We start from the raw sequence: 13,136 nt of genomic DNA, 5'->3' as shown, positions 1-13,136 counted from the left end.
AAAGATTAAAAGTTATTTTTTAAAAATAATAACATTAATCTTTTTATTAGTGAAGATAGAAAATTCTTAATTGGCTGCTCATTAATCAAATTAATCAATGCGCATCCGATGCAGGATTGCTTTTTTGGCGGACGCTTCCAGGCTGTCATCAAGGGGCTCAAGCAGATGAGAAAGGCCGCGCCTTTTTAAAGCTGCACTGATTAGATAATCGGTCAGTTCCGGATTTTTAGGAAGCAAAGGCCCGTGGAGGTAAGAGCAAAAAACATTCTTATAACGGGCGCCCTCTAAGCCGTCCTCACCGTTGTTCCCATAGCCGGAAAGCACCCGCCCCAAGGAAGCGACATTATTCAAGTAAGTCTTCCCGGCATGGTTTTCAAAACCCGCCAGTTTATATTTTTTTCCATCAAGGTTTATTTCTACGGCAACATTGCCGATCATTCTCTTTTCACCCGCCTGTGTGTAGAGGTTCATTAAACCAAGCCCGGGGATCACTTTTCCGTCGCCCGTCAGATAATAGTTCCCCAGCAGTTGATAACCCCCGCAGATCGCCAGCACAACCAGTCCTTCCTCTATCGCCTCGCCGAGTTCCCCGGTCCTGCTCTTAAGATCTTCAGCCATCAGGCCCTGTTCACGGTCGGACCCCCCTCCCAGGAAAAGAAAATCCATTTCTTTAAAATCAACATTTTCCCCGGGACGGACCTGATGTACAAATACGGGCAAATTACGCCAGCGGCAGCGGGCTGTAAAAGCCAGTACATTGCCCCGGTCACCATATAAGTTAAGCAAATCCGGATAAAGATGACAAACTTGAATCATTCCGGTGGAGTTCTTCTCCTTACGCAACATACTTTCTCAGCTCTTTTTCAACCGGCCACAGGGCAGTATAGGTTGCCAGAAGATATGTATGCTGTGCCTGACCACCCATGATGCGCCTGACTGCATTGCTGTAATCCGGTTCGACAATTATCTTTTCAGCCGGCACACCGGCATATTTCAAGCGCACACCCATCTCCTGAGCGCGCAGGCCCGCGCAGACGAAAATATTAATTTTTCCGTGTATCTGTTCCAATATTTCAAAATCGACATCCCACAGCCAGGAAATGTCCCGTCCGTCTGCCGCCTGATCATTTATGGCAATTAAGACATCCAGCGGCCCTGTAGAGGAAAGCAGGTACATCAAGCCTTCGCCAAAACCGGTCGGGTTTTTAACCAGGTTGAGGACAACCTTTTTGTCAGGACAGTTGAATTCCTCCATCCTTCCGGTAGCCGGCCTGTAACTTTTCAGACACATACTCATCTTTAACGGATCTCTTTCTAAAAGAAAACCGGCGGAAAAAGCCGCCAGCGCGTTGTAGATGTTATAGAGCCCGCCCAGGGGCAAGTTTACAGGGACACTGCCCCCGGGGTAACGTATAGTAAAGGAGAAATTACCGTCGGAAGCAGCGGCTCCACAAGCTTCAACTTTTCCGGGAGGCCTGTGAAAGCCGCACTTATTACACTGAAAATTACCCAGCTGGCCATAATGATAATAGGAATAATCCAGCCTTTCGCCGCAAAAGGGACAAAATCTTGCTTCCCGGACGCGGAACCCTCCTTTTTCTGACAGGCCGGTATTTTCCCCCAAACCATAGAAGAAAGCAGGTATCCCGGAATTAATCTGGATTTTTGCAACAAGGGGATCATCGGCGTTGAGAACAAGTTTTGGTTCCGGAATCATTTTTAAGGCATCTTCAACGAATTTAATTGTCTTATCCAGTTCACCGTACCGGTCAAGTTGATCCCTGAAAAAATTCGTCACGATTACTATTCCGGGTTTTATTATTTTACTTATTATCGGAAAGAATGCCTCGTCAACTTCCAGACAGGCGTAATCGCAATTAACTTTTCCTCCAAGGCTGGCTTTTTCAATAAAGGCTGCAGTTACACCGCCGATCAGATTTGCCCCGATACTGTTTGCAACTACCCGGTAACCGGAACTCGACAGTATCCCAGCCAGCATGTTATTGGTCGTTGTTTTGCCGTTCGTACCGGTAACCAAAATTGTCCCCAGTTTTGTCTGGCCGGCCAGCGTTTCTAAAATTTCCGGGCAAATTTTCAAGGCTACCACTCCCGGCAGCGAAGAACCTTTCCCTTTTCGAAACAAACGGCTTAACCTATTGGCTATCCTGGCCATAATTATGGCTGTCGAAATTTTTAACATTGCTATTCAACACCTTTTCAATCTTGCGTCAAAAAAATCCCTGCGCATGACCGGCTATACTTATTGTTATTATATTAAAAGTTTTACCAGAGTGGTTGTAATTCCTGCCATTTACTTAAATGTTTCCAGTTAGATACGTAGCGGCATGGATGTCTATCAGGAAATTGTCTCATTTGAAGCTTTGTCCGGTTTCGGAAGAGCAGTCAGAAAACTGACCACAGTTATAAAGGCCGCAAAAAACATAACCCCCTTGTAACCGATGCCCTGAGCCACTGCTCCACCAATGAAAGGACCCAGTGCATTGCAAAGGTTAATAGTGGACTGGAAAATACCGCTGGCCGTACCTTTATCCTCACCGCTGCCCAGCACAATCAGCAAGGCGCCAACGTATAAACAGGACCAGGAAATACCCAGAGCTACCTGAACTGCAATCAGGTGCCGGTAATTATTTATAAATCCGTAGGCAAGAAAAACCAGAATTGAAAGGATCTGTCCCAGGGCAAATACTTTATTTTCATTGAACTTTTCCACATAACGCATTGCTATAAACTGAGCGCCGAAATTAATGCTCCAGAGCAACCCTATCCAGTACCTGTCGGCCCCTATAGAAGCAAGGTAAAGGGGCATGATCAGCCATACTGCCGTTGCTCCCAGATGGCGCAGGAAAATAGCCAGGTAAATACGGAAATTGCGCCGAATGATCCCTAAAAAATCCGGCGCTTTTTTCCTTTGTCCAAGTTCTTCCTTTAGACATAAAGACACCAGAAAAGCCACCAAGCACAAAATACCGCTTAAGAAGAATAAATGGTTGAAATCCTGTATTATACCGGCAGTCATTGCGCCGGCTATCCATCCCAAAGCGCCGTATGAACTGAATTTGCCAAGTTGGCTTACCGATTCATAAGCAAAAGCAACCAGCGCCGCCGACACTACACCCATGGCAAAACCTACGAATGACCTGGCCAGCATTAAAAGCAATACATTACTGGCCAAAAGTTGGAGTAAAAAAGCCAGACAGGCTATTAAGAAGCCATAACGAATTAAGGGTAAGCGGCCCAGTGTATCTGAACGCCAGCCAAAAAAAAGCGAGGAAAGCATGAAAGCGGCGCCGTAACACGTGCCTATCAAACCCACTTGAAAATCAGATGCTCCTAATTGAACACCCAGCAAAGGAAGGAATATAATGGAAAGTTCGATAGCAAAGTAGAGCAAAAAATTTATTAGGTTAATAATTAACTCCGGGGAGTTCTCCTTCAAAGATACAGAAAAAGTATGTCTCAAATTGTTGCCTTCCTGCTTTTTAAAAACATTATCGTCCAGCAAATATTATCATATTATTATGTTCTGAACCAGAACAAAGCTTGACATTTAGAACAGGTTTTTTACTTGATTTTTATCGCAATAATACCATATTATGGTAGTTTGCTTGAGTCTTAGGAAAATCAAATGTCGAAAATAACCTGCTGAAATGTCATCTGTGAATTAAAATCTGTGGATAATGTGGATAAGTCTGTTGATAACCTCTAAAGGAAGGCTTTTTTTTGTTATGAAAATTTGTACTTTGAATAAAATGTCATAATTGGTATTTTTCTTTACAATAGATTGTCGAAATCTAGTATGAATCTTGCACTAAGGGTTCAGAAGTTATGCAATTCAGATCAAGCCCCCGCCCAAATTTTGTTAACAAAGTTGTCCCGTCTGGACCGCTGTGGATTCTTATAACCGCATTATGTCTTTCAGCTATGCTGTAACAAACCGACAAACCTAACCCGGTACCGTTTTTTTTGGTTGTAAAAAAAGGTGTGCCAATTTTTTCAATTAACTCAGTGTCAATTCCCCCTCCCTGATCCTGGACTGCCATAACTATATCTTCGTCATCCAGATAAGTCCTGATAGTTAAGATACCCCCGTTGGTCATTGCCTCAATGCTGTTGCGGACGAGATTAAAAATAAGCTGACGGATTTCCTTCTCGTCCAGGGGCAGATCGGGGATCTTTTCAGTTTCAACAACCAGTTTAACTCCAGCCTTTTTAACGTCTGCCTGAATTAAGGGGTACGCCGACTTGATAATGTCATTTAGATTTTGAATTTTTAACTCTATCGCTTTATGTTTCGACAGTGAGAGATAATCTGTAACTATAGAGTTAGCTCTGTCAAGCTCGTCAATCATTAGGTCAAACACATCCTTAAAGGACATGCACTCCTTTTTGTCACTCAGGTATTGCAGGTACCCCCGTACAGTTGTCATAGGGTTCCTTATCTCGTGAGCAATTCCAGCGGCCATTTGCCCAATCAGGTTTAAGCGTTCCAAACGCTGCATTTCCTTTTCAAATTTTCGCAAGACGGTAATATCGTAAACCAGCATTAAAAGACAGAGCTGGCCCCGAATGTTGATCAAAACCCCTGAATACAAACCTATTCCGCTTTCTCCCGACTTTTTACAGTATTCAAGCTCATAATTGTAGATGTGGCCATGTTCCTTGATCCTTCCAATGATCCGGGAATAATCAACGGGATTAATTAAATTAATATCAAAAAAGGAACGGCCGATAATCTCTTCCCTGCTATAACCGCAGTTCTCCAAAAAAACTTCATTTGTGTCAATAATTTTTTCGTCTTCCAGCGCAATCAGGGACATTGAAACAGGATTTGCCCTAAATACATTTGAAAAACATTCTTCTGACAGGCGAAGCGCTTCTTCAGATTTATTTCTTTCGATAGCGCTGATTAAAATATCTCCTGTCACCTTAAGGAGCATGATAATTTCATCAGTCCATTGCTTCCCCGGTTTTTTAGCTTCCGCTCCTATAAAACCAACTAATTTATTTCCATAGATTAAAGGAGCCGCAATAACCGATTGAACTCCCAAAAATAAAAAAAACTCTTTTTCAGCGCTTGCTTCAAAAGGCAAGTCCTTGACGTTGGGAATATGGATACTCTCAAAACTGTTTAGTTTACTCCACCACCAGACATGTTTTTCTGCTGACAGATTCCCGTTTAAAGGTAGAGGTGAATACTCTTCAGCAAACCAGTTATAAAAAGTGTACTCATTTGACCCGCTTTCAGGGAAATACGCAACGTAAACCCTGTCCGCCCCGCTAAAATCCCCAATGATTTTTAAAGCGTTGTTTATCCCCAGGTTTATCTCTTCCAAGGCAAGGCTGATAAATTTTGTCGATATGTTAGCAATTATCTCCTCCAGCTGAAGCCGGTACTGCAGCCGTCTTTGCTGCTGGGCTTCCAGGTCGGAAAGCCCCCCGATAAACCAACCGACAACAAACATAACGCTGATCAAAATAAGCACCGGCTCCAGCCAATTAACATGCAGGGAAGGATTGATAAAAGGGAATGAAATCTGGTGTACTATAATTATAACAGCACAGATGAAGGCCATAATCATGCCGGCTGCCTTGCCTAAAACCGAGGCGGTAACTAGAATAGGCAAAAAAAAGATTATCCAGCCGTATGGAACGTGACTTCCGCCTGTAAACAAGGCAAATATAGAAATTATCAAGGGAAAGGCAACATAAACGAGATCAATCCAGGAAAATGATTTATTTCGCAGCGGAAGGGATGTGTTTTGAACATACAACAATACTGCGCCAAAAATTAGAAGTGTAATTAAGATTAAATACCTTATATTTGAGGCCGGATAAATTTCCTTGGGAAGAAAATTGCGATCCAGGATAAAAAAACAAATCAGAATCAGCAGTGAAAACATATGCGTAGCGCTTATGTATTCGCGTAATTCTTTTGTTTTTTCCTCTTCGAAATTCATCCTACTTTTCTCCCGGCATTGTCTTTCCACATAAATCTTTTTTAAAAAAGTTTATACTGTCAACGCAAGAAAAAAAGAAATGTCCCGGTTTACTAAGAATAAAGGAAACCCATAAAATACTTAAAGACAGACAAAGTTGAATTTCGGCGGCCTTCACCCAGGAACTTAGATGCAAATAAAAAATAATCGCAGCAAGTATTGCCATTATAAAAACAGAAAGTATTTTTAATCTTTTCCTTCTCAACGGTGATATTATCGGCGCATTGGGTGAATCAACGGGAGCCTTCAAAAGAACTGACAAAAAACCTGTGCCTATTGCTAAAAAGCATATTAGATTATTATAAAAAGAGGTATTATGCAGTGACAAAAAGGCGGCAAAAAGGGCAAGCAAGGGGAAAATAATAATCGAGATCAACGCGCACCGCCAGGCGGAGTCCGAATGAGCCCCGCCCGCCACCTGCCTGAAGATTGCGATCGTAATCAGGCAGGCCGCTGTACCCTTAAAGACACCAAGTAAAAAGCCCAGCAAAAGCGCAAAAAGAATATTAGCCGCGTTAAGGACAATGAGTTCAATCACATATGCCAAAATGTCCTCCTGCTCGGGCTGGAGTTCAGCTTTTGCAGCCAGGTATCCCGCGCAATATCTGCTGAATGGAAGATAGCTCATAATTTCCATGCTTCCCGGTCAGGTTTTATATATTTTGTAGTTATTATAGCGGCAAGAATCATTAGAAAAGCCTGCAGCAGGCCGGAAAACAGCCATAGCAGGTTGTTTGAGCTGAGTGCCTCAATGCTCATACCTGAACCCCAAATAAATATCTCAACAATGACAGGTTCAAGGATAGCAAGCAGGGCTGTGCTGGAAAAGACAATAATAAAACTTTTACTTAGCGGGACTTTTGTACTTTTCGAAATTATCAATACCAAAACTAGTAATTCTACGATTAAATGAGTAAATAAAGGAACACCAGGCAAATTTCTGATCACATAACTAATTATTGCCAGCATGAACCCCGCCGGAATTATCCTTCCCCAGCGCAAGGGAACCGCCCCGAGGGCCAAACTTAAAGCAATCACACCGACTACTTCAGGAACACCAGGCGCTAGAAACAACAAAAATTCTTCCCATTTCATCTTGACGCTCCAAGTACTTTATCCGGTCTTTAAAATCATGACTTACCCAGTGTATTTCAATAAATATTACCAAATCCCTTCAATATATTAATAATTAATAATTTATAAAATAAAAAACCTCTCTGGCAAGTAGCTGCTTTTAATTCAAAAAAAGGAGATTGAATAACTCAATCTCCTTTTTTTGTGTTAGTTACTTCCTCAGGATTTCAGGCACTTTTGGTTGGTAATGACTTATCCAACATGCTGAGGAGGACATAATTGCCGCTGAAAAGAGTAATACGGTCGTTGAAATTGAAGCCGGTAAATACATTAGCTTTTTCAATTCTTACACCTCCTCTCTTTTTTTTAATAAGAACCCCGGGTTCATTGTTTAATCAAAACCTGAATCTGGTAAGATCCTGCTTTTTCCACGAATTCTGAACAGGTTTATAGAATTTTAGAACCAGTTCCGCAAACAGGATCATTAAAAAGGCGTGTACTAAGCCTGTCATTACTAAATAGACGTTGCTGTTCAACAGTAAATGAACATTTACCCCACCCATGGTCAAACTGAAATAATGAGTAAAATACTTGAGTACAAGCAGGATAATCAGGCTTGCCGAAACAATTATTATACATTTAGTCAAGGGGACAACGGTCAATTTTGAAATGACTATCGCCAGTAAAACTATTTCAATTAACACTAGTGTTCCATAATCAAAAGGTAAAAGCCTGAACAAAAAAAGAACCGCTGTCGCAATAAGGCTAATCACAACCACCCTTCCCCAAAGCAGGGACGCCTGACCGAACACTAAACTTAAGGCAATCACTCCGATTGTTTCAGGAAAATCATTTAAAACACGTAATAAACTAGTCATTAATCTCTTCTTCTTCTTCTTCTCCTTGTTTTTGTCTTAAATATGCCTGATATGAATATGTTACTACATATGTAACTATATACCTTTATAAATAATTCCAAATTATATGATAATTTGTGACAGATTACGCCATTCATGAATCTGATAATCCTTTGTCTTTGATTAAAAAAAATATGTTAACATAAGAATATTAAATAATTTTCAGGAGGAATGATCTTTGAGTTTAAATGACGCAATGCTGCTGGTTGCTGAATTAATGGCTATATCCGCGCGTACAGCTCCAAAGGGAGGCGGACACGACTGTTTGGAAGTAAAAGTGCTCAATGAAAATGAGAAGCTTTCCCTGGCGGAAGCGATGGTGAGCTATGGCAGTGAAATAAAAAAAATTAATTTTGACCGTGATGCGGAAAACGTGCGGAAATCTGATGCTATTCTCCTTATCTCAGTTGATCAGAACAAGCCACTTGGTTTGAATTGCGGAGCATGCGGATGTGAAACATGTAAAGAAATTGAAGGTAAAGAAGGATCGGAATTTTTCGGTCCTATTTGTGCCTGGCGGTTGATCGATCTGGGTATTGCGCTGGGCTCTGCTGCTAAAACAGCCAGCATGTTAAATGCTGATAACCGTATTATGTACAGGATAGGCGTGGTCGCCCGCAAGATTGGGTTGAGCAAAGGATCCGTCGTTGTTGGAATTCCGATCTCCGCCTATAGTAAGAATATTTACTTTGACAGACAACTATTTTGAAAATCAACTTCATTAAGAAGGTTAAAACTTATCCGGAATAGGCTTTCAACTATCTTATAGTCGATGTAGCTACTGTAGCGACAAAAATGTTTTTCAGCCCGGCGTTTAATAAAACGCGGGAACATTCCGAAACAGTGGAGCCGGTTGTGAACATATCGTCTATCAAGATAACGCTCTTTCCAACAGGAATTTTACATTGGGAAACGCCAAACACACCTTCCAGATTGGATTGGCGCTGCTCACGGGAAAGGCCGGTTTGAGCGGAGGTCTCTTTTAGTTTATTTAACATAGGAAGGAAGGGTAAATCCAGATTGTGTGAAACAAACCTGGCCAGCAGTTCAGACTGGTTAAAACCCCTCTTGCGCAAGCGTTTATTGGCAAGTGGAACGGGAACCAGACCGGCTATTTCACTTTTTTTCAATCCCATTTCCGAATGTCCGAGATCAATTAAGCTGTTCACCGCACCCGCCAACAATCCGCCGAGCGGTTTGGCCAGGTATGTTTTGCCGCCATATTTAAACTTCCAAATTGCCCTCATCAAAATCCCTTCATACGGCCCCGCCGCGCGTGCAAAAACATAAGAACGCTCGGAATGCCTGCATTCAATACAGACTATTGATTGTTTTTTGTTCTCTGCTATATCTAAGGGATTTTGTTTGCCGGCTGATAAAAAACGGCCGCATATATAACATTGCGGCTGGTTAGCATAATTGTTTAACTTATTTTTGCAATCTGAACAAATACCCTGAATATCAGCAGGACCATTACAGAAGAAGCATATGTTCCGGGGCGGAAAGATGAGGTTTAAAAAATCTTCCCAAAGATCATAAAGAAAACCAGAGTAGTTAATTTGAATCATCTACTTCTTTGAAGTTTAAAAGGCAACCATAACCCTGTCTTTTCCGGCTTCCTTTGCCCTTATCAGAGCTTGGCTGGCTTTTTTAACCAAATCAGAAACATCCCTTGCGTGATCGGGATAAACAGCTACTCCCAAGCTCACTTTAAGCTGTACCAGACTGTCATCAACATGAAATTGATGAGCGCTTATTTTTTTACGCAAGAAATCGGCAAATTCCCTGGAACTTTCCCCGTTAAAATCTGGAAGGCTGATGATAAATTCCTCCCCGCCAAACCTTGCCACCATACCTTCATGAATAACCTCTTCTTTTAAGAGACCGGCTAACTGGACTAAAATTTGATTGCCTGCCCTGTAACCAAAATACTCATTTATCTTTTCGAAGTGATCAATATCCAGCAGGACAAGACTTAAGTTCCTGCCTTTCTCTTTAGCCCGGTTAAAATCCACCTCCACCTGTTCGAAAAAAAAACGTTGGTTAAATATCCCGGTTATGATATCTAAATTAGCGCTTTCCTGGATACGTTTGACCTGCATTTTATTGGCCAAAAAAATTGCGGTCTGGCTGCAGATAACAGAAAGAAAACGCTGGTGTCGCTGGTCGAAGGCCAAGGGTTTCTTTTCACCCAAAACAAGAGCCCCTAAGATTTCTGTTTCAACAAACAAGGGAATGACCAGTAGCGAACGGTGAACCTGAGTTAAACCCCTTTCTTCTTTTAAACGGGGATCCGATTTTGAATCATAAACAATTTCAGCCTGCCTGTTTTCTATTGCCGATCCTATAAAGCCCTCACCTTTTTCAAGGGAGGATCCAAAAAGTTGGTTCCTATACGGACCGACAGCCATTGCAGCCTTGAAGCATTGATAATCGTTAGACCAGAGAAAAATGACTCCTGTATGGTAAGATATTACACGGCTTGTCTCTTTGAACAGAAGATCCATAATCTGTTCGCTGCTGAACTGGCCTCCCGCCTTTTGGGCAATCTGATAAAAAGCAAGCAGTTCCTTGTTGAATAAAGCAGTCTTGACATATAACCGTAAAACAAACTGTACTGCCAGAATCGGTAAAAACAATAAAAAAGGACCTGTAATACCAACCGGCTGATAAATCAAATACATCAGAGCACCAAAAGGAATGCTGAAAAGATAGGTAAAGCCGTCCCAGTATAAAGTGTCAAACCTGTATGGCATTGAATCATGTTTGCGTCCGGGAAGAAGATAAAGGTTAACCAGTAAGTGATTAATCACAAAAAAAGAAACCAGAAAAACAAGCAGCGGCAAAAGATTGGAAATTATCAACTCAATCCTTGACAGGTCCTGTCCGCCGGTTATCCTAAAAAGGTAATCCGCGATGCAAAGAGAAAGAACATACTGGCTGGAATTAAAAAAGGCGGTTCGCAGCGGGTTTCCCCGGTTTATTATTCCCTGGCTTAATAAAACAGCAAGGGCGCTGATCCAGATGGTAGAAGCCGGCCCAAAGATCAGATACGAAGCAAAAACAACAGAAAAACCTCCCGACAACTGACCCTGGGGCAGGTAAACGGCAAACCATTCAGCGAGCATTCCCAGGGCGACCATGATTAGGTATTCTTTGCCTAAATCAAGGTTTAATACCCTGAAAGCAAAGAATAAAACCACCCAGCCTAAGAGAATAATCAACCAGGTATATAGGATGTGCCTTGATTTATTGGCCATCCTCCTTCACCTCAATAACTGACTGATTGGTTGAGATTAGAGAAAACAGCGGCGCTTTAAGCAGTTCGCCGTCTTTAAACGGTCTGGCGTCGTAACAGAAAGATTTTCGTTGGACTTCGCAGAATTCGATTATTTCCCTTTCGCCGGCGGTTATTACTTGAAAATTATTTTGGGCGGCCAAAAGAGATATGATCCTAGTAGTCCGGCTGTTTTGACAGCTGTCCAGAATCATTATTTCAAAAAGAGGCCAATATTTATTCCGTAAAACTATCAATTTGCGCAAGAAACCTTCCATAGAACGTTCCTGCTCGCCTATTATTACAATCAGACGTCCCCGTTCCTGATTGCCGGTTTGCAAAATATACAGGCTTCTTAAAATCCACAATACCCAGATAAACCATAGACCAATTAACAAAAAAACAACCGGCAACATTCTTCCGCCCTCTTTTTTAACATACCTGCAAACAGCATATGTTACAGCAAAAAAAGGGTGAAAGATTGCCGATTTATAATCCGGCCTGGGACCGTATAATTTCAGCCTTATCGGTGCGTTCCCAGGGCAGGTCCAGATCAGTTCTTCCAAAATGCCCGTAAACGGACACACGGCGATAGATGGGACGGCGCAGATCGAAGTTCTTAATAATTGCTGCAGGACGCAAATCAAAGTTTGTGCTAACAAGCTCCAATATCTTTTCGTCGCTTATTTTTCCTGTCCCAAACGTTTCTACCATCACCGATACAGGTCTGGCCACACCAATTGCATAGGCAACCTGCAGTTCGCACCTGTCCGCCAGCCCGGCGGCTACAATGTTCTTAGCTACATAGCGCGCCATATAGCACGCTGAACGGTCTACTTTCGTAGGATCTTTGCCTGAAAAACTTCCGCCGCCATGCCTGGCTACACCACCGTATGTATCTACGATAATCTTTCTCCCGGTTAAGCCGGTGTCTCCCTGAGGACCACCAATAACAAAACGGCCGGTAGGATTAATCAGGTAGCGGGTTGCGGAATCTATTAACTCGGGAGGAACAATAGTTTTGATAACTTTCTCGATTAAATCCTCCCTCATCAAATCCAGTTCTATCAGCGGATGATGCTGGCTTGATACAATAATGGTATCTACCCGGACAGGTTTACTGTTTTCGTATTCTATTGTAACCTGTACCTTTCCATCCGGTCGAAGGTAAGGTATCTCTCTTGTTTTGCGAACTGCGGCAAGCTTTCTGGCCAGCTTATGAGCCAGGGAAATCGTCAAGGGCATTAATTCCTGCGTTTCATTTGTAGCGTACCCGAACATCATCCCCTGATCTCCCGCTCCAATAGCCTCGATCGCTTCATCGCTCATTTCACCGCTGCGAACCTCAAGCGGCTTGTCCACTCCTTGCGCAATATCCGGTGATTGTTCGTCAATGCAGGTAAGAACAGAACATGTATCGCAATCAAAGCCAAATTTTGCCCTTGTATACCCTATCTCACGCAGTGTTTCCCTGACCACTCCCGGTATATCACAGTAGCATTTAGTGGTAATTTCACCCGCCACAAGGACCATTCCGGTTGTAACCAGCGCTTCACAGGCAACCCGGGCCAAGGGATCATGGGAAAGTATTTCATCCAGTATTGAGTCAGCTATTTGGTCGGCTATTTTATCCGGGTGTCCCTCGGTTACTGATTCTGATGTAAACAAGTGTTTTCCCAAACAAATTACCTCCTTAAAAAAAAATTCCCTGTCGTTTTTAAATAGTGGGGAGAAATTGATTAAAATCTATGCATATTCTAGCAATTCCAATATAGAATGTCAAACCAAAAGAGTCAAGACAACCCCAAAATGGGGAGGCTTGCACGAGCCCTATAAGGGCTAATTACTTGC

13 protein-coding genes are annotated in these 13,136 nt (G+C 42.4%); 1 reads left to right on the top strand and 12 read right to left on the bottom strand.

From position 1 onward, the window contains the following. Nucleotides 1-90: 90 nt before the first annotated feature. From DEH07_04860 to DEH07_04825, 8 genes are all read right to left on the bottom strand, one after another. Nucleotides 91-816 (bottom strand): glutamine amidotransferase, encoded by a 726-nt coding sequence (locus tag DEH07_04860; GenBank protein HBY03867.1) that lies wholly within the window; start codon nt 814-816, stop codon nt 91-93. A gap of 19 nt (nt 817-835) precedes the next feature. Then, entirely contained in the window at nt 836-2,200 is a 1,365-nt protein-coding gene (locus DEH07_04855) for a DUF1727 domain-containing protein (GenBank protein ID HBY03866.1), read from the bottom strand. 156 nt (nt 2,201-2,356) lie between these two features. Beyond that, nucleotides 2,357-3,457 (bottom strand): arabinose ABC transporter permease, encoded by a 1,101-nt coding sequence (locus DEH07_04850; GenBank protein ID HBY03865.1) that lies wholly within the window; start codon nt 3,455-3,457, stop codon nt 2,357-2,359. A 355-nt stretch (nt 3,458-3,812) separates the two neighbouring features. Then, nucleotides 3,813-5,978 carry a PAS domain-containing sensor histidine kinase gene (locus DEH07_04845; protein HBY03864.1) on the bottom strand — a complete coding sequence of 722 codons (2,166 nt, stop codon included), beginning with the start codon at nt 5,976-5,978 and terminating at the stop codon, nt 3,813-3,815. A gap of 1 nt (nt 5,979) precedes the next feature. Then, on the bottom strand, nt 5,980-6,645 hold the full coding sequence (locus tag DEH07_04840; GenBank protein ID HBY03863.1) for an accessory regulator AgrB: 666 nt from the start codon (nt 6,643-6,645) through the stop codon (nt 5,980-5,982). Then, nucleotides 6,642-7,112: a hypothetical protein gene (locus DEH07_04835; GenBank protein HBY03862.1), complete on the bottom strand. Its 471-nt coding sequence runs from the start codon at nt 7,110-7,112 to the stop codon at nt 6,642-6,644. The genes DEH07_04840 and DEH07_04835 overlap by 4 nt, the downstream gene beginning before the upstream one ends. Before the next feature lie 190 nt (nt 7,113-7,302). Then, the gene (locus DEH07_04830; GenBank protein ID HBY03861.1) at nt 7,303-7,422 is read right to left on the bottom strand and encodes a cyclic lactone autoinducer peptide; all 120 of its coding nucleotides are present in this window, start codon (nt 7,420-7,422) and stop codon (nt 7,303-7,305) included. A 64-nt stretch (nt 7,423-7,486) separates the two neighbouring features. Continuing rightward, nucleotides 7,487-7,969: a hypothetical protein gene (locus tag DEH07_04825; GenBank protein ID HBY03860.1), complete on the bottom strand. Its 483-nt coding sequence runs from the start codon at nt 7,967-7,969 to the stop codon at nt 7,487-7,489. A gap of 235 nt (nt 7,970-8,204) precedes the next feature. On the opposite strand from DEH07_04825, the gene DEH07_04820 reads away from it, so the two are divergent. Then, nucleotides 8,205-8,717, top strand: a complete 513-nt coding sequence (locus tag DEH07_04820; GenBank protein HBY03859.1) for a hypothetical protein — start codon at nt 8,205-8,207, stop codon at nt 8,715-8,717. Between the two features lie 49 nt (nt 8,718-8,766). Here DEH07_04820 and DEH07_04815 read toward each other — a convergent pair whose 3' ends face one another. From DEH07_04815 to DEH07_04800, 4 genes are all read right to left on the bottom strand, one after another. Continuing rightward, nucleotides 8,767-9,576: a hypothetical protein gene (locus DEH07_04815; protein HBY03858.1), complete on the bottom strand. Its 810-nt coding sequence runs from the start codon at nt 9,574-9,576 to the stop codon at nt 8,767-8,769. A gap of 15 nt (nt 9,577-9,591) precedes the next feature. Then, entirely contained in the window at nt 9,592-11,268 is a 1,677-nt protein-coding gene (locus DEH07_04810) for a hypothetical protein (protein HBY03857.1), read from the bottom strand. After that, complete coding sequence (locus DEH07_04805) at nt 11,258-11,701, bottom strand: hypothetical protein (protein ID HBY03856.1); 444 nt, start codon at nt 11,699-11,701, stop codon at nt 11,258-11,260. The genes DEH07_04810 and DEH07_04805 overlap by 11 nt, the downstream gene beginning before the upstream one ends. A 73-nt stretch (nt 11,702-11,774) precedes the next feature. Further along, entirely contained in the window at nt 11,775-12,965 is a 1,191-nt protein-coding gene (locus DEH07_04800; protein HBY03855.1) for a methionine adenosyltransferase, read from the bottom strand. Between the last annotated feature and the right edge of the window lie 171 nt (nt 12,966-13,136).

The organism is Desulfotomaculum sp. (genome assembly GCA_003513005.1).
Lineage (GTDB): Bacteria > Bacillota > Desulfotomaculia > Desulfotomaculales > Nap2-2B > 46-80.
The sequence above is the reverse complement of the archived record's forward strand: the minus strand, read 5'-3'. Positions and strand labels throughout refer to the sequence as shown.